The following is a 17,362-nucleotide window of genomic DNA, read 5'->3' as shown; positions in this document are numbered from 1 at the left end:
GAAGTTCATATGTAACTTTTCATCCGCAGAACTGTCTAATAAGGTAGAGGAGTGATTAATTTGAAAAGAATAATTTTTGGTTTATGTACCTTTTCCCTCATATTAATCTTAGCAAGCTGCGGAACGAACAATACAGATACTACTACTGGAAATGAATCTAAACCAAAGGAGGAAAAAACTATTACAACTAAACTAGAAGTTAAAGAAGATGGGAATGCTACTTTTACGATTAAAAATGAAACAAATGAAGAAGCAACTTTAACGTATAGTAGTGGCCAAGAAATAGAATATCAGCTTTTAGACAACGAAAAAAATATTGTATTTACTTATTCTGCCGACAAAGTATTTGTCCTTATGATGTCCGAAAATGTGATACAACCAAACGAAGAAGTCGTTATCCAACTTGAGTTAAAAACAGAATTGGCGGAAGTTCCTGCTGGCTCATACACCCTTATCGCTTGGTCAGCTGCAAAGGAACTAAGTGATAAGAAACAAGAGATAGCCTATGAATGGGCTGGGAAATAATTTAATAACACGAAAATGTTCTTAAATGAGGGAAGAACAGTCTCTAGTTGAACTTGAGCATAAAGTGATCTCGGTGCAATTTGCTCCAACAACCTAAAAAGTGCTTATCTAACCATAGTCCGCAATACATTTTACATGTACACTAGTTAGAAGTAGAAAAATATTTTTTAAGGTGGACTATCAATGACAAATCACGAAGAAACAACAACTTTACCTCCAAAAACATGTTCCATTGAACGATTAGTGACAATGGAATCAGATGTTGCTTTAGTATTACAAGGTAAAAAAACTGCTACACGACGTAATGGTCGCTACGCAGATGTAGGCGAGATTATGGAGCTTCAAGGACAATCATTCGTTGTAGACCGTGTATATATTCAAACACTTGGTGACTTGATGGATGAACATGCAAACCAAGAAGGCTTTGAATCAGTGGAAGATTATAAACAGTCCATCTTGTCTTATCACCCTGGCATGCCTTGGTTACCTCATATGACTGTATGGGTTCATGAATTTAGCCCAGTAAAAGCGTAATAACTACTTCTCTGTGATTAACACGGGGAAGTTTTTTTGTGGAAAATTTTGTTCTCATCTTATGAAACTTTTTATCCAAAAGATGGTCTAATTTGTAAACAGGAGGTGTACAACATGAGAAAGAACAAAACAATCAATTGGATTTTATTACTTGTAATCCCCCTTTTTATATTGGCTAGTTGTGGATCCGGTCTAAGTGAATCTACAACTGGAAGTGATGCCGTAGAAGATACTGTATCCACACGAATTGATATAACAACAAATGGAGAAGGATCATTTACGCTAAAGAATGAGACTTCAGAAGAAGCAGTTTTGGAAATGTCCAGTGGTCAACAAATCGAATTCCAACTATTAAATAATGAGAAGGAAATCATTTACACATATTCAGCAAATAAATTATTCATGCAAGAAATACAAGAAAAGAAACTTCAGCCTAATGAGGAATGGACGATTCCACTTAATCTGAAAGAAGAACTTGTGGGAATTCCCCCAGGTCCTTACACATTGACCGTTTGGTCCACCGCCAAAGGGTTAAATGACCAAAAAGAAAAAGTTGCGTATGAGTTATTGACTTCACCGGGAAAACTTGTCGTTCAAACACAGGAAATAAAATTTACCGGACTAGTGGATCCACACTCTATTGAAGTAAAAAACCTAGCTGGTGAAACAGAAGTAATGCAATTATCTGAGGTGGCGATGCCTCAGTTTGAAAACGTAGAAGAAGGCACACATTTAATCATTGAATATGTAGAAGAAAATGGGCAAAAAACTGTTCAGACCACGTACCCTGCAGAATAACAATCTAAATAACCACATAAAAATGCATCGCATTTTTGCGGTGCATTTTGTATACATTATTAACTTTTGAAGGTTAAACCTTCTCTTCTTAAACTTTCTTTAAGTGTTGGCAAAGAAGCGGGACCTATACCATGGAACTTTAAAATTTCTTTCTCACTGAATTCAGAGAGCCTCTGCAAGGAAGTAACTTCGTTATTCATCAACGCTCTTCTTGCTGGTGCAGAGAGCAGCGATAGAAAACCGCTATTAGGTTTGCTTCCTTGCTCACACATTGGACAAGTCGGACAGTCACTACTTTTATAATACTTATGCCCTTTGTTGCAGGTCCTTAACTCTTTTTCAGAAGTTGCCATTTTAACACCCCCTAGATTCTCTAATACCTAATATTAACTACTATTATGACACAAATGCTTTAAAAAAATAAAAACCTCCTAACATATCTATAAAAGATTAGTTAGAAGGTTTATATTCTATAATTTAAATTTACTTACAAGTTCTTAAGATTTATAGACATTCCTGCTTTTTCGATATAGTTATTCCTCGTTCATGCCGATGCAACGTTCACACTCGTAAAGGGATGATTCTACTTGCTCATTAATAACACATCCACATTCACGACAATGCTTTGTATTTACTTCTTGAGTAGTTAATTTCATGCAAATCACCTCCTTGAATGGATTGTTTTTTTAGCTAATCTTTTCGTAGCCTGGCAATGTTAAGAACTCGATAAATTCATCTTCTCTTACTAATGATAGGAATAACTCTGCCGCTTCTGTGTAGCGACCATTTCCGTATATGTCATTTCCAAAAGTTGCTTTCAGTTTCCCTAATTCTTCTGTTAAAACTTGTTCTACTAAAGTGATGGAAATTTTTCGTCCATCCTCTATCTTTCCTTCTGGATGCCTAATCCATTGCCATACTTGTGTACGAGAAATTTCTGCTGTTGCAGCATCTTCCATTAAGTTATTAATCGGAGCTGCTCCATTTCCACGTAGCCAAGACGCTATATATTGAACCCCTACACTGCAGTTCATACGAAGGCCTTCTTCGGTTATAGTTCCCTTTGGTACTTCGAGTAAATTAGCCGCTGTTACCTGGACGTCTTCTCGTTTTCGATGAATTTGGTTTGGCGTAGGCATATGTTCTTGAAACTGCTCCCAAGCGACAGGCACTAACCCTGGGTGGGCCACCCATGTTCCATCATGTCCATCCGTTGCTTCTCTCCGTTTATCTTCGCTTACTTTTGCGAAAGCTGCTGCGTTTGCTGTTTCGTCCCCTTTTATGGGAATTTGTGCAGCCATTCCACCAATGGCTGATGCATTTCGTCGATGGCAGGTTTGGATACATAACTGCGAATAAGCACGCATAAATGGTGACGTCATCGTCACTTGACCTCTGTCGGGCAAGATGACCTGGGACTGGTTGCGAAGTCGTTTAATATAACTAAAAATATAATCCCAACGTCCACAGTTTAGACCTGCTGAATGCTCACGAAGCTCATATAAAATTTCATCCATTTCGAAGGCAGCCATGATTGTTTCGATTAAAACAGTTGCCTTAATCGTCCCGTTAGGAACTTCTAATTGTTGCTGTGCATAGACGAAAATATCATTCCATAATCGTGCTTCCAAATGACTTTCTAACTTCGGTAAGTAAAAGTAAGGACCAGTTCCCTGAGCAATCGCTTCCTTTGCATTGTGGAAAAAATAAAGTCCAAAGTCGAAGAAGCTACCAGAGATTGACTCACCATCTATCCGTATATTTTTCTCCAAAAGATGGAATCCTCTAGGTCTTACAATGAGGACTGCTGGTTGTTCTTTCAAGCTATATACTTTACCCGTTTCAGGCTGTGTATAAGAGATTGTTTTGCGAACAGCATCACGCATATTGAGCTGACCATCAATCATATTTTCCCAAGTGGGCGAAGTCGCGTCTTCAAAACAAGCCATAAATGTCTTTGCCCCTGAATTTAATGCATTGATGACCATTTTACGATTAACCGGGCCAGTTATTTCGACGCGGCGATCCTGTAAGTCCTCTGGGAGGGGAGCTATTGTCCAGTCTCCTTCTCGAATTGTTTTGGTTTCCGATAAAAAGTCCAATGTTGCCCCGTTATCTAATTTCTCTTGACGAAACTGACGTGCTTGTAGCAATTCTTTTCTTCTCTTATCAAAGAGATGATGGAGGGAAGCTACGAAATCTAATGCTTCTAGCGTTAAAATTTCGTCAATGCCTTCAACCTCTTTCCCTAAAATTTCAATCCTTTTAGTCGTTAGTTGTTCCATTTATCATTAACCTCCCATCCCCATGTTTGGTTTAAGCAAACTGTGCTACTTCTGTAGAGCCTTTCATCGCTGTAGTAGAGGAAGTTCCACCTGACACGATTTGTGAGATCTCATCGAAGTATCCGGTCCCAACTTCACGTTGATGTTTCGTAGCTGTATATCCTTTTGTTTCATTTGCAAATTCTGCTTGTTGGAGTTTAGAGTATGCTGCCATACCATTTGTTTTATAATCATGCGCTAGTTCAAACATGCTGTGGTTCAACGCATGGAACCCTGCTAGTGTTACGAATTGGAATTTGTAACCCATCTTCCCTAGCTCTACTTGATATTTTGCAATTGTTTCCTGATCCAAGTTTGCTTCCCAGTTGAAGGAAGGTGAACAATTGTACGCTAGCAATTTACCTGGGAATTTTGCATGTATAGCGTCAGCGAATTGTTTAGCTTCCTCTAAACTAGGATGAGAAGTTTCACACCATATAAGATCCGCGTATGGCGCGTATGCTAAACCACGTGCGATTGCCTGGTCAATTCCTGGTTTTGTTTTGAAGAACCCTTCAGGTGTTCTTTCACCAGTTATGAAATCTGCGTCACGTGGGTCAATGTCACTCGTTACCATATCTGCCGCATCTGCATCCGTACGTGCAATTAATACAGTTGGAACCCCCATTACATCTGCTGCTAGTCGAGCTGATACTAAATTACGAATGGCATTTTGAGTAGGTAGAAGAACCTTCCCACCAAGATGTCCACATTTCTTTTCAGAAGCAAGTTGATCTTCTAAATGGACACCCGCTGCTCCAGCTTCAATCATACCTTTCATCAGTTCGAAAACATTTAATGGTCCGCCAAACCCAGCTTCTGCATCTGCAATAATAGGTGCAAACCAGTCAAACTGATCTTCTCTACCTTCCGCTTGGTCAATTTGATCTGCACGTTGTAACGCTTGGTTAATACGTTTTACTACTGCCGGCACACTGTTTGCAGGGTATAAGCTTTGATCTGGATACATTTGACCTGAAAGGTTTGCATCTGCTGCTACCTGCCAGCCACTTAAGTAAATTGCTTGAAGTCCAGCTTTTACCTGTTGCACTGCCTGATTACCAGTTAAAGCTCCAAGGGCATTGATGAAGTCTTCTTGATGAAGCGACTTCCATAAACGTTCTGAACCTTTTCGCGCTAATGTTTGTTCAATAATGACCGAGCCACGTAATTTCACTACATCTTCTGCAGAATATGGACGTTCAATACCGTTCCAACGGTTTTCTTCTTTCCATTGTTGTTGAAGCTCTTCTACCTGTTGTTGTCTTTTTGACATGTACATACACCCCTTAATATTTTGTAGAGGAACACTGTTTAAAAATACGACTTTTTTACTGTATCATAACAGTTCCTTTTCTTGTAATCTAATATATAACAGAAAGTTGTTTTTTGTATAGATATTTGGATGAAATATTGTTTTTTTAGGACGAACGAAGAATTAGTGAGATGAACACAGAATATAAAAAAACGAGGTGTATTAGTGGATTTTAAAATAGAGCAACTAAAACAGTATAGTTTAATAATGGAGGAATGGGTGCCCAAAGAGGCCTCTATCGCTATAGCGGCTAGAGATCAGTATATATACTACCAAGCAGGAGGGCATGATCTTCATCTAAAAGCAGGACAGAAAATCCATCCTAATAGTGTAGCTGATCTAGTACTGACGAAAGGATGTAGAATAGAAGCTGTTTTAGAAGATGCATTATTTCAAGTTCCCTATTACGGAATTGGTTATCCAATTGAGATTAATGGGGAAAAAGCGGCATTGGTTGTTATACTCCCCCCTCATCATGCAGTTCCCATTACTTCTCCTTATAAGTTTTTAACGGGGAAGCAGGAAGACGAATGGAAACCAATCTCTATTGAAAAAGTGTCTCATATTGAAAGTCTTCAAAAAAAGACATGGTTCTACGCCAATAAAGAGCCTTATAAAACTAGTATCCCTTTGAAGGAATTACAACTCCGGTTACCAGATAACTTTTTACGTATTCACCGCTCTTATATTGTTAATATTTCATTTATCGACCGAATCGTCCGCGATTTTTCTTCTAATTTGTTAATACAGTTACAGGACGGAACCGAATTACCGGTAAGTCAGTCTTATATGACAGATGTTCGAGCAGTGTTAGGGTTTTAAACTAGAATAATAATTAAAGGCTGTTCCGATTTCTCGAAACAGCCCTCCTTATTTACAGTCTTAGTTAAACAGACACTTTACCTACGCCTTCAGATTGTCCCCTAGCCGATTTACTCCCTAGTGTTAAAATAGCGATACTCCCAAGCAATAAACCAATCCCCATCCAAGAGGTTGTACTAAGAATTTCCCCTACCACAACTACCCCAAGTAAAGCAGCTGTCGTCGGTTCTGCCAGAGACAAAGTTAACGCAGAGGAGGCGGGTATTTTACGAAGACCCCAGCCGTATAATACATATGCAATACTAGTTGTTGCTATTCCCAAGTAAAAAATGATTCCTATGTTTCCTGCATCATTCAACCAACTCACGTCAAATAGGAAATAAGAAGGCGTCAACAGTAAAGCACTTAGTGAAAAAGTCATTGCAACGACCGACATTGCCTCTTCTTTTTGCAACATAGATTTACTTGTCATTGTATACAATGCAAAGATAATACCCGCGATTAAGGAATACAGAACCCCAAATGGATTTATACTCACTTCACCTTTTGTAACAAATAATAACATACAACCTATAATAGCTAAGCCAGTCGAGAATCCCCACACTTTTGTAGGGCGCATCTTTAAAAATATCCATTCTATTAAACCTGAAAATACTGGTGCACTTCCAATGGCAACCACACTTGCTACAGCTACACCTGTTAAACGTACAGAAGAAAAGAATAAGAGCTGAAACAAAGAGATACATATAGCGGCGTATAGTGTTTGCTTCCAGGGCCATGAACGGAATTTAATTTTTTTTAATAAAACCATAATGATCAGCAGGAATAATCCACCTGTTGCTGATCGTCCAGCACTAATGATAAAAGGATGCGCACTGTCTGGTAAAAATGTTTGTGCAGTGCCTGTTGTCCCCCATAAAATAGCACCAAGTAGAACAAATATGTATGGTAATACGGTCAAGTTTTCTCCCTACCTTTCCACATTTTCTAACTTCCAATATAGCACATATTGAGTTACCGCCAATCGTATCTTATACTAATAAGGATAGGAGGCATTTTACATGTATATGACAGTAGAAGAAACTGCGAATTATTTATCAATGCCTATTGATCAAGTAAAACGATATATTTCAGAGAAAAAAATTCGTGCTATTTTTGATGGGGAAGAGTATTACGTGAATAGTTCTCAATTTGAAACGCACTTACTGCAAATTGAGGATTTGAAGCGACAAATCGATGAATGGCGAAATACTCCGATTCCGGATGATATTGATGTAAAAGACGAAGATTAATACAAAGGAAAAGGACGTTCTCCGAATGAGGAGAATGTCCTTTTTTATTAATAGGTCCTGTAAACAATACCGTTGATTTTCGCTTCAGGCGGACGCTTTCCGCGGGCGAGGCCGAGCCTCCTCGGTCGCTAAGCTCCCTGCGGGGTCTCGACTGTCTCGCTTTTCCCGCTGGAGTCGCCGCCCTCCACTTCAATCAAGTAAGCAAATAAAATATACTAGTACCCTAAACTAAAAATTATATCGTAATAAAGAATCCAGCTCTTTTTCCGATTATTTCTGCATAATCTTCTACCATCACACTTGCTGTTGGGTACATACCTGCTCCTGGACCGACTAATGTTAATGTTCCAATATAGTTTGTATCTAGTGCAACTGCGTTGTTTACACCTTCTATTGAGTATAATGGATGATCTGGCCCTACTAGTTGTGGACCAACTGATGCGTATAGTTCACCGTTTTCGTCTTGCTCTATTTCTGCTACATGGCGATAACGTAGTCCTTGTTCTTTGGCTTTGCGGACATCCTCTAATGAGATTTCATCAATACCAACTACACGAACATCGTTCCAATTGGGCTGTTTTTTAAACGCTAGTGCGCTTAGTATCATCAGTTTTCGGAAAGCATCTTGCCCGGACACATCGTTAAATGGATCTGCTTCTGCATAACCAAGGTCCTGCGCCTCTTTTAATGAGTCATCAAATGGACATTCATCCTGACGCATTTGTGTCAAAATGTAGTTCGACGTACCATTTAAGATCCCTTGGATTCTTTTCACTGAGTTAACTTGTAATAGATTTTTTAATGTCTTAATAACTGGAACTCCGCCGGCTGTTGTTGCTTCATAGCCTATAAATACTCCACGAGACTTTGCACGCTCATGTAATGGAATACTATATTTGGAGAACATTACTTTATTTGCTGTTATTACATGACATCCTTTATCAATCGCTCTACATAAGTAGTTATATGCCGGTTCCTCATTTACAATTGCCTCGAATACCACTTGGAGTCCAGGTATATTAATAATATCCTCAAAGTTATCAGTTACTAACACACCAGGTGTAGCCATTCTTTCTTTTCCAACATTGTTTACGAGGATCGCACTAATTTCTAGTTCTAATCCTAAAGACTTTTTCAGATCTTCTCTTTTTTCATTTACAATGTTGTAAATCCCTTGCCCGACTGTTCCGAAACCTAGGATTGCTGCTTTTATCGTCGCCATGCTATCTCCTCCAACTGAATTTGCACAATTGAGTTCCAATTTGCTTCAATTTGTAAAATCTAATCGCATTCATATACGAAGAACTATTTTACATATTGTAGCCCATTTTTACTCAATTATCAATAAAATTCTATCTAGAGAGGACATTTGTTTTTCCCACAAGTACTTTATCAAGGGCAGACTGTAAATCCTCAACCGCCTCTAGTCCAACAGACAAGCGAATTAAGTCTTCTGTAACGCCCGATTTCACCAAGTCTTCAGGAGTTAACTGCTGATGTGTTGTAGATGCAGGGTGGATTATTAGCGATTTAGCATCCCCGACATTAGCTACATGCGACCAAATCTCAATATTATCGATAATATTACGACCTGCCTCTTTACCACCTTTCACTCCAAAAGTTAGGATGGAACCAAAACCATTCTGTAAGTACTTTTTAGCAAGCTCATGGGAGGGATGACTTTCTAAACCTAAGTAGTTAACCCAAGTTACTTCTTCGTTACTTTCTAAGTACTCCGCAATTTTTTGAGCATTTTCATTATGCTTTGGTACGCGTAAATGAAGTGTTTCTAGTCCTTGTAAAAAGGAAAAAGCTGCTTCAGGACTTAAAGTTGGACCAAAATCACGAAGCAATTGAACGCGTAATTTCACTGCAAATGCCACGTTTGGAACGTCAATTCCATATCTTAGACCATGATAGGTCACATCCGGTTGTGTGAATCCTGGAAATTTCTCGGAGTCCCAATTGAAGTTTCCTCCATCTACTACAACTCCACCAATCGTAGTACCATGACCACCAATCCACTTAGTCGCTGAATGAATTACGACATGAGCACCGTACTTAATAGGGTTCGATCCATATGGAGTAGCAAATGTGCTATCTACAAGTAAAGGCACTCCTACTTCGTTAGCAATGGCTGCTACGTTTTCTATATCTAATACATTTAAGCTTGGGTTTCCTATAATTTCTCCAAAAAATGCTTTCGTTTTATCTGTCACAGCAGCTCGGAAATTTTCTGGATCCGTAGAATCTACAAATTTCACCGTTATACCATATCGCGGCAATGTATGAGCAAATAGATTAAACGTACCACCGTATAAATTCTCAGCAGCAATAATTTCGTCTCCTGCTCCTGCAATGTTTAATATAGAAAATGCGATAGCTGCCATTCCTGAAGAAAATGCAACTGCTGCCGTTCCCCCTTCTAATAATGCAATTCGTTGTTCAAATACATCCACAGTTGGATTCGTAATACGTGAATAGATATTACCTGTTTCTGCAAGAGCAAATAGGTTTTGTGCATGTTCTGTATCTCTAAATACAAAGGATGTTGTCTTATGAATGGGTACTGCTCGTGACCCAGTCACTGGATCTGGTTGTTGGCCACCGTGTAAAAGTAGTGTTTCTTTTTGTAGATTGGTCATTTGAATTCCTCCTAAAATGTAGTTAGATGGACGCTTATGGAGGCGAGGGAGGATTAGAACAAACAAAAAACCCTCTTCAATTAAGAAGAGGGTGCAAATTCGCATGTTCCTCCTCTTATCTTCCAAATTCAATTTAGAATTTGTAGGATTTAGCACCTTTCCAAGTTGAGAACTTGTTGGTTGCCGGGCATCGTAGGGCCTATTCCCTCCGCCACTCTTGATAAGAGTATTAGATTTAGTTTTCCATCTTGTTACACAGTATAGATTTCTACCAATCTATTTGTCAATACTTTTTTGAATAATTAAAAAACATATACTTTAAAATTCTGAAACTTCTCATCTTTTCATTCGTTTAATATATTGAAGTTAATGGGGGTGAAAAAAATGCTCATTCCGATGATTTGTATCCTTGTGATCAGTTATCTTGTTGGGTCCATTCATGGTTCTAAAATAGCTCAGTATCTGAGTGGGGTAAATATTAAAAAAGAGGGTTTAAAAAATTCTGGCGCCTCAAATGCAGCTGTTGTTCTTGGTGCAAAATATGGCATTTTAGTTGCCATAATTGATATTTTAAAGGGAGTTATAGTCGTAATTGGGACGGGTTTTTGGGTTTCACAGTACGCACATTTTTCGATAGTGGAACAGGACATCCTGCTATATAGTGCAGGTGCTGCTGTAATACTTGGACATAACTTCCCTCTTTACACTAAATTTAAAGGTGGTAAAGGTACTGCATCCCTTATTGGTGTACTACTTGCTCTTAGCTGGCCGCTTGGTTTAATCGGACTTATATTATTAATCGGAACTACATTATTAACGGACTATTTATTAATTGGTGTGTTTGTTTTTTACTTTGTTTTTATCGGTGCATCCATTTGGTTTGCAGAAGGAGTAGGGCCAATGGCTATTGCCGGATTTCTATTTTTGATGGCTGTTGTACTACATCTCGAGAATTTCCGTCGTTTAATGCGAAAGGAAGAGATGAGAATCTCCACTTTCTTAAGTAAGAAGAAACCATCTGTATGAAATGAGTGAATATCATGAAGAAGAAAATGAGGTGGATCGTGCTTATCCCATTAGTAGTGATTGTTTCTAGTGGAATTGGGATATGGGTTCTCACGAGTAATTGGCTTGAGAGTGGTCAAAATCCTAAAGCAGATGGCACCAATCAATATGCTATTGTGCTTGGTGCCAAAGTGAAAAAAGGGAATATCCCTTCTTTTGCTTTACAATATCGATTGGACGCTGCTCTTGCGTATGCCCAAAAATATACCCATGTAAAATTAGTACTTTCAGGTGGACGAGGTCCCGATGAAGATATCGAAGAGGCCGTGGTGATGAGAGATTTTCTATTGGAAAATGGCATAGCCGAAGATCGACTCATCTTAGAAGACAAAGCCACCTCAACATATGAAAATCTACTGTTTTCACAAGAATTACTACCCAGTAATATCGACTCCGTTACCCTTATAACAAGCGACTACCATTTACAACGATCCAAAGTACTAGCAAGTAAAATAGGATGGAAATCAGATGTCGTGGCTGCTAAAACTCCCAAAGTGGTTGAATTCAAGGTTCGTACGCGAGAACGTGTCGCGTTGTTAAAGGCATATATTTTGGGGAATTGATTGTTACAAATAGAAGGGTATTAAGTAATTATCGTGTTATCTTCTTGATACCCATCTTTTTACTATTCCATAAAATTCATATTAGCTATGATACCCTTCTTCACCGTAAGGTTGTAGTTTTTCTAACCATTTCTCCAATAACCTTTCTAATTCTTTTTTGCCTACCCTACTTTCAGTTTCCTCTTTTTTAATAATCTCCATATGCTCTATGTCAAAATTATCTTTGCCGAACTGAGTCCAGTCCTTTTGCAGATTTTTATTTGAATGGAGTCCGTTTTCTAATGTAAATTTAACCCCATTCAACGTTTTAAAATTAGGTGTAGAAGCTACATACTTTTTACCGTTTCGTTTGTTTGTGATGACGTAAATTCCGCCCTCGATTTTAATTTCTTTATATTCTTGTTTTAATTCTTTTTTGCGATCCATTTATATTCCATCCTTCTATTTAGTTTTTCACCCAATACGCACTACCATCGTCTTGTCTGTCCAAAAATCCATACTCTATTAAGTAACGTCTTAATGTTACGAAATCCTCATAAACATTCTTTAGTACATGATTTATTTCTTTCTCTGTGTAAGTTTTTCCTTTTTCAAATCTTTGGATCAGAACTCTTAAGGTTGCTAGTTTTTGCTTTTCTTTCCTCGGAAATTTCATAAGAGGTCCATCTATTCCGTCTGGGAAGAATTTACTTTCGATATCTTTTTGTTCTTCTTGCGTGATGTTATACCGATCGTCCACCATCGTTGCAGTCTTATGAAGCGGTAAAAATGTCGGTGCATGATTGTCTTTTGCCTTTAACAATTCCATCATCGCTAAAAACACTTTTGCTTGTCGCTCCTTTTCCTTTAATACGAAACGATGATTTCGAATCGTAGAAGAGCTTCCAATTCCTAACTCTGTTTGTATTTCTGCATCACTTCTACCCTCATAAAAGAGGCGTAATAGGCTATTTTGATGTTCGGTTAAGCCAGTAAATTTTTTGTTAAGCCCTATTAGATATTGAAAAACAGAGTCATGCTCCATTTCAATATGATGCTTCATGAATTTTTCTGCTTCATATAACATATTATTCTTTGGATAAATGAATCCCTTTTCAACTTTAAAACCGCACATAATACATATATACATTTCGTCTTCTTCAGCATACCCTGACTTTAACTGTTCTGAAGAGGCACTCCAAAGTAATTCTGACACTTCCATATACAAACACAACCAATCTTTGTTTATTAATTTACAAACATTATATAATAACGTTTGTAAATCATCAATATGTAAAAATGCGGTTGCAATTTATCTGAAAATAATAAACAATATGAATAAGGAGTTTCGTAAAGCGAAACGATAGAGAGGGGAATTCCATTGGTTACATTTAACGATTATGAATATAAACGTCCAAATTTAGAACAAGACAAATCTACATTTAGAGAGTTATTAACAAAATTTAAAGAAGCTTCTTCTGTAGCAGAACAGAATGAAGCAATTGAGAATATCAATGCATTTCGCAATGATTATTCTACACAAGCAAACTTAGTTTATATTCGTGCATCTATCGATACTAATGATGAGTTCTATCAAAAAGAGCGTGATTATTTTGATGAAACGAATCCTGAAATTGAAGAGATGATTACTGAATACTACAAAGCGTTGGTCGAATCACCTTTTCGAGATGAACTGGAGGATAAATGGGGCAATCAACTATTCGATTTGGCAGATTATCAGATTAAGGCATTCTCACCGGAAATTATCTCTCTTATGCAAAAAGAAAATAAACTTGCATCCGACTACTCGAAGCTAGTTGCTTCCGCACAAGTAGAATTTAACGGGGAAACATTAACACTTGCACAGTTGGGACCATATGCTGAATCTACCGATCGTGATACTCGTAAAAAAGCAAAAGAGACTAGTAGTGGATTTTTCCATAAAAATGAAGCGAAATTTGATGACCTTTATGATCAACTAGTAAAAGTACGCCATGAAATAGCAACAACTCTCGGGTACAATAACTTTGTAGAGCTCGGCTATATTCGTATGAACCGTATCGACTACAATGCAGAGATGGTAAAAAAATTCCGTGATCAGGTCCGTGATTTTATCGTTCCTGTTGCAACTAGACTTTATGAGCGACAAGCAAAACGCATAGGCGTAGACAGTCTGAAGTATTATGATGAGCCTTTTAACTTCTTAAGTGGGAACGCAACACCACAAGGTTCTCCGGAGTGGATAGTGGAAAATGGGAAGAAAATGTATGAGGAGCTTTCTCCTGAAACTGCTGAATTCTTCCAGTTTATGATTGATCGTGATTTGATGGATTTAGTTGCAAAAAAAGGGAAAGAAGCTGGAGGTTATTGTACATTCATCGATAACTATGAATCTCCATATATTTTCTCTAATTTCAATGGAACATCAGGAGATATTGATGTATTAACGCATGAAGCAGGTCATGCTTTCCAAGTATATACAAGTCGTAACATAGGTATCCCGGAGTATGTTTGGCCGACTTTTGAGTCCTGTGAGATCCATTCGATGAGTATGGAATTCTTTACATGGCCTTGGATGGAATTATTCTTTAAAGAGCAAACCGACAAATATAAGTTTTCTCACTTAAGCAGTGGACTTCTGTTTTTACCTTACGGAGTTGCAGTGGATGAATTCCAGCATGCGGTATATGAAAATCCGGAGATGTCTCCCGCTGAGCGTAAGGCTGCTTGGAAGAAGATCGAGGAAATTTATTTACCTCATCTTGATTATGATGGAAATAGTTATTACGAAGCTGGTGGATTCTGGCAACGTCAAGCACATATTTATGCTAGTCCATTCTATTATATCGACTATACACTAGCTCAAATCTGTGCATTCCAATTTTGGAAACGCTCAAGAGAAGATCATGAAGCTGCTTGGAAGGATTATTTACATCTTTGCCAGCTTGGAGGATCGAAATCATTTACTAAATTAGTAGCAGAAGCGAATTTAATCTCTCCATTTGAGGATGGTTGTGTAGAATCAGTCATTGGTTCAATTGAGGAGTATTTAAATAGTGTGGATGACTCTGCATTATAGGTATTGAAAGGAGTTGGAGAATATGAATCCAGCTGGTTTTTGGATAAGATTTGGTGCTAGTTTATTCGATGGCATTATCATGGGGGCGCCGCTAGCCATTATTAGTTATCTTATATTTGGGGAAAGTGATACATGGTTTACTACTATTGGGTCGTATATATATTTCATATTGCTACCTGTCGTTTGGACTGGATACACTGTAGGTAAGAGAATTCTTGGGATTCGTATTGTGAACTTAGATGAGACTGATGTTAGTTTTTGGACAATGATTAAACGACAATTAATCGCTGGTCTTATTTACGCGTTAACATTTGGCATTGCTGGTATTGTTAGTGCCTTTATGGTTGGGATTCGTGAAGATAAACGAGCAATTCATGATTTTATAGCAGGAACTTACGTAACTTTCTATCCACCTTGGAAAGAATAGTATTTAGAACAAGCATTCATTAGGATGCTTGTTCTTCTTTGATTTCCTTAAATTTCTATAGCTTTCTTACTCAATGAGTTTCTGATATATAAGCAGAAACTCATTTTTTTATCTCTTACATTACTTTTAGTAATCAAATATATTGCGTTTAGTTAATAACTATATTATAGTAAGTTACGTTAAGTAACTTAAATGGAGGATTTTTTTATTATGAAGAAGCAACAACTTGCAACACTTATTTTACGTGTCATGTTTGGACTTATGTTCTTAATACATGGCATAGCAAAATTCCAAGGTGGTATTTCAAATACCGTTGGATATTTTGAGTTCCTTGGTTTACCAGGATCTCTAGCATACGCAATTGCGATTATTGAATTAGTCGGTGGAGCATTACTGGTAGTTGGACTTGGAACACGAGTAATTAGCGGGCTATTTGCGGTAATAATGCTAGGAGCAATTTTCTCAGCGAAATTATCATTCGGATTATTAGGCGATGGTGTATCCGCTGGATACGAATTAGAACTAGTCTACTTGGCTATCGGTATTTACTTTGTCTTAGTTAATCCAATTAACTTATCACTTGATGAAAAACTGGCACAAAAAAATAAGTAAAGATTTGGGGTATAAACATGAGCTTTATGAAAAAAATATTCGGATTAAATTCAAATGAAGAGCAAACAGGAGGAAATGACATGATGAAAATTGGTATCGTTTTAGGAAGTACACGTGAAGGACGCGTTAGTCCTCAAGTTGGAGCATGGGTAAAAGAGTTAGCCGACAAGCGTGGAGACGCAGAATATGAAATTATTGACATTGCAGATTTCAAATTACCTCTATTAGGTGAAGCAGGCGGCGACGCATCAGGTGCAGCAGCTTGGTCAGCAGCCATTGCAAAACAAGACGGATTTGTATTCATCGTTCAAGAATACAATCACTCAATCACAGGAGCACTTAAAAATGCTTTAGATTATTTACGTGAAGAGTGGAACAACAAAGCAGCAGGAATCGTATCTTACGGTTCAGTAGGTGGGGCTCGAGCAACCGAGCATTTACGTGGTATTTTAAGTGAATTACTAGTAGCGCATGTACGTGTACATCCAGCACTATCTTTGTTTACAGACTTTGAAAATGGTACAGACTTCAAACCAGCAGCAGTACAAGCTGATTCAGTAAACCAAATGCTAGATCAAGTTATCCCTTGGACAACTGCCTTAAAAACTGTACGCAAGTAATTAAGCAACGCTTTACAAGAAGTTTAATTTTTGATTAAAAAGACTCATCCTCTCGATGAGTCTTTTTTGTACAACTTTTTAATCTTCCTTATTTCTCCACTTATTCTTTTATTCTTCAAATATAGGAAATACCATATATACCAAGTTCACTAATTCCTCGCTATCGCGTTCAATGTTTGAACTAAATGAATGTTCATGTCATCAACGGACTCTTTAAAATTACTTCGATGCCATTCAATAATTAAACCAATTATTGCATTTGTCATAAAAGAATATACAAATTTTTTAGATTCATCATACTCCCCTATTTTACTATCTTCTATAAAATTCGAACGGATTGCATCAAAAAACATGTAGTAGTATGTTGTAGACACATTGTCTGATAAAATAATACGGTAAAAGTCTTCGTACTTTTTGACATGGTGAAAAATACGAACTGTTTTTGGATCTAGATTTTTGTAAACTGAAGACTTTAATTGAAGTGCAGAAATGTATTTATATGGTTCTTTATAAGATTCTTGCAAATCTAAAATGACCTCTTCAAAAAATTCCTTAAAAACATCTCCAACCTCCTCATAGTGGAAGTAGAAAGTCCCCCTATTTACACCGGCTTGTCTACAAAGCTCGGACACATTAATATCAGTCAGACTTTTGTTTCTTAATATATGAGTTAATGCTTGATAGATAGCTTTTTTTGTCTTCACGACTCTTAAATCTTTTGTTTTCAATAATATCTCTCCTTATCAAACACTTATTGCAATA

Annotated in this window: 21 protein-coding genes and 1 riboswitch; of the genes, 11 read left to right on the top strand and 10 right to left on the bottom strand. The window is 37.6% G+C overall.

From position 1 onward, the window contains the following. Nucleotides 1-60 precede the first annotated feature (60 nt). The 3 genes from MKX53_RS00990 to MKX53_RS00980 all read left to right on the top strand — a co-directional run bounded on the left by MKX53_RS00990 (nt 61) and on the right by MKX53_RS00980 (nt 1,857). Nucleotides 61-525, top strand: a complete 465-nt coding sequence (locus MKX53_RS00990) for a BsuPI-related putative proteinase inhibitor (protein ID WP_340908403.1) — start codon at nt 61-63, stop codon at nt 523-525. Nucleotides 526-708: 183 nt separating this feature from the next. Then, on the top strand, nt 709-1,059 hold the full coding sequence (locus tag MKX53_RS00985) for an ASCH domain-containing protein (RefSeq protein ID WP_093536534.1): 351 nt from the start codon (nt 709-711) through the stop codon (nt 1,057-1,059). A 114-nt stretch (nt 1,060-1,173) separates the two neighbouring features. Beyond that, entirely contained in the window at nt 1,174-1,857 is a 684-nt protein-coding gene (locus MKX53_RS00980; protein ID WP_340908401.1) for a BsuPI-related putative proteinase inhibitor, read from the top strand. Nucleotides 1,858-1,916: 59 nt separating this feature from the next. Here MKX53_RS00980 and MKX53_RS00975 read toward each other — a convergent pair whose 3' ends face one another. The 4 genes from MKX53_RS00975 to aceA all read right to left on the bottom strand — a co-directional run bounded on the left by MKX53_RS00975 (nt 1,917) and on the right by aceA (nt 5,457). Next, a complete protein-coding gene (locus MKX53_RS00975; RefSeq protein WP_093536538.1) occupies nt 1,917-2,210 on the bottom strand; it encodes an RNA polymerase alpha subunit C-terminal domain-containing protein in 294 nt (97 codons plus the stop codon). 180 nt (nt 2,211-2,390) lie between these two features. Continuing rightward, nucleotides 2,391-2,513 (bottom strand): protein YhfH, encoded by a 123-nt coding sequence (locus tag MKX53_RS00970; protein WP_139219905.1) that lies wholly within the window; start codon nt 2,511-2,513, stop codon nt 2,391-2,393. 30 nt (nt 2,514-2,543) lie between these two features. After that, nucleotides 2,544-4,142 carry a malate synthase A gene (gene aceB, locus MKX53_RS00965; RefSeq protein ID WP_340908398.1) on the bottom strand — a complete coding sequence of 533 codons (1,599 nt, stop codon included), beginning with the start codon at nt 4,140-4,142 and terminating at the stop codon, nt 2,544-2,546. A gap of 31 nt (nt 4,143-4,173) precedes the next feature. Then, a complete protein-coding gene (gene aceA, locus MKX53_RS00960; protein ID WP_340908396.1) occupies nt 4,174-5,457 on the bottom strand; it encodes an isocitrate lyase in 1,284 nt (427 codons plus the stop codon). Nucleotides 5,458-5,661: 204 nt separating this feature from the next. Between aceA and MKX53_RS00955 the strand changes: the two genes are divergently transcribed. Continuing rightward, on the top strand, nt 5,662-6,318 hold the full coding sequence (locus MKX53_RS00955) for a LytTR family DNA-binding domain-containing protein (protein ID WP_340908395.1): 657 nt from the start codon (nt 5,662-5,664) through the stop codon (nt 6,316-6,318). 64 nt (nt 6,319-6,382) lie between these two features. On the opposite strand, the gene MKX53_RS00950 is transcribed toward MKX53_RS00955, so the two are convergent. Beyond that, nucleotides 6,383-7,279, bottom strand: a complete 897-nt coding sequence (locus tag MKX53_RS00950; RefSeq protein WP_093536544.1) for a DMT family transporter — start codon at nt 7,277-7,279, stop codon at nt 6,383-6,385. Between the two features lie 100 nt (nt 7,280-7,379). Between MKX53_RS00950 and MKX53_RS00945 the strand changes: the two genes are divergently transcribed. Continuing rightward, a complete protein-coding gene (locus MKX53_RS00945; protein ID WP_340908392.1) occupies nt 7,380-7,610 on the top strand; it encodes an excisionase family DNA-binding protein in 231 nt (76 codons plus the stop codon). A gap of 235 nt (nt 7,611-7,845) precedes the next feature. Here MKX53_RS00945 and MKX53_RS00940 read toward each other — a convergent pair whose 3' ends face one another. After that, on the bottom strand, nt 7,846-8,832 hold the full coding sequence (locus MKX53_RS00940; protein ID WP_093536548.1) for a homoserine dehydrogenase: 987 nt from the start codon (nt 8,830-8,832) through the stop codon (nt 7,846-7,848). A 130-nt stretch (nt 8,833-8,962) separates the two neighbouring features. Beyond that, on the bottom strand, nt 8,963-10,255 hold the full coding sequence (locus MKX53_RS00935) for an O-acetylhomoserine aminocarboxypropyltransferase/cysteine synthase family protein (protein WP_340761154.1): 1,293 nt from the start codon (nt 10,253-10,255) through the stop codon (nt 8,963-8,965). Nucleotides 10,256-10,367: 112 nt separating this feature from the next. Continuing rightward, a riboswitch (SAM riboswitch) is annotated at nt 10,368-10,482 on the bottom strand. Nucleotides 10,483-10,639: 157 nt separating this feature from the next. Here MKX53_RS00935 and MKX53_RS00930 point away from each other — a divergent pair. Continuing rightward, complete coding sequence (locus MKX53_RS00930) at nt 10,640-11,281, top strand: glycerol-3-phosphate acyltransferase (RefSeq protein WP_340908389.1); 642 nt, start codon at nt 10,640-10,642, stop codon at nt 11,279-11,281. A gap of 14 nt (nt 11,282-11,295) precedes the next feature. Next, entirely contained in the window at nt 11,296-11,883 is a 588-nt protein-coding gene (locus MKX53_RS00925; protein ID WP_340908387.1) for a YdcF family protein, read from the top strand. 81 nt (nt 11,884-11,964) lie between these two features. On the opposite strand, the gene MKX53_RS00920 is transcribed toward MKX53_RS00925, so the two are convergent. Together MKX53_RS00920 and MKX53_RS00915 are read right to left on the bottom strand one after the other, a co-directional pair. Beyond that, on the bottom strand, nt 11,965-12,309 hold the full coding sequence (locus MKX53_RS00920; protein ID WP_340767934.1) for a GIY-YIG nuclease family protein: 345 nt from the start codon (nt 12,307-12,309) through the stop codon (nt 11,965-11,967). Nucleotides 12,310-12,328: 19 nt separating this feature from the next. Continuing rightward, on the bottom strand, nt 12,329-13,084 hold the full coding sequence (locus MKX53_RS00915) for a DUF2087 domain-containing protein (protein ID WP_340908384.1): 756 nt from the start codon (nt 13,082-13,084) through the stop codon (nt 12,329-12,331). Nucleotides 13,085-13,243: 159 nt separating this feature from the next. Between MKX53_RS00915 and MKX53_RS00910 the strand changes: the two genes are divergently transcribed. From MKX53_RS00910 to MKX53_RS00895, 4 genes are all read left to right on the top strand, one after another. Next, nucleotides 13,244-14,941 (top strand): M3 family oligoendopeptidase, encoded by a 1,698-nt coding sequence (locus MKX53_RS00910; protein ID WP_340908382.1) that lies wholly within the window; start codon nt 13,244-13,246, stop codon nt 14,939-14,941. A gap of 13 nt (nt 14,942-14,954) precedes the next feature. Beyond that, nucleotides 14,955-15,368: an RDD family protein gene (locus MKX53_RS00905; RefSeq protein ID WP_445678256.1), complete on the top strand. Its 414-nt coding sequence runs from the start codon at nt 14,955-14,957 to the stop codon at nt 15,366-15,368. A 210-nt stretch (nt 15,369-15,578) separates the two neighbouring features. Next, nucleotides 15,579-15,980: a DoxX family protein gene (locus tag MKX53_RS00900; RefSeq protein ID WP_340908377.1), complete on the top strand. Its 402-nt coding sequence runs from the start codon at nt 15,579-15,581 to the stop codon at nt 15,978-15,980. Between the two features lie 17 nt (nt 15,981-15,997). Then, the gene (locus MKX53_RS00895; RefSeq protein ID WP_093536562.1) at nt 15,998-16,600 is read left to right on the top strand and encodes an NADPH-dependent FMN reductase; all 603 of its coding nucleotides are present in this window, start codon (nt 15,998-16,000) and stop codon (nt 16,598-16,600) included. A gap of 149 nt (nt 16,601-16,749) precedes the next feature. On the opposite strand, the gene MKX53_RS00890 is transcribed toward MKX53_RS00895, so the two are convergent. Further along, nucleotides 16,750-17,328 (bottom strand): TetR/AcrR family transcriptional regulator, encoded by a 579-nt coding sequence (locus MKX53_RS00890; protein WP_340908374.1) that lies wholly within the window; start codon nt 17,326-17,328, stop codon nt 16,750-16,752. Nucleotides 17,329-17,362 lie beyond the last annotated feature (34 nt).

The sequence above is a fragment of the Psychrobacillus sp. FSL K6-4615 genome, from assembly GCF_038008225.1.
In the GTDB taxonomy this organism is placed as follows: domain Bacteria; phylum Bacillota; class Bacilli; order Bacillales_A; family Planococcaceae; genus Psychrobacillus; species Psychrobacillus psychrotolerans.
Note: the sequence above shows the minus strand (reverse complement) of the source record. Positions and strands in the feature narration are given on the sequence as shown.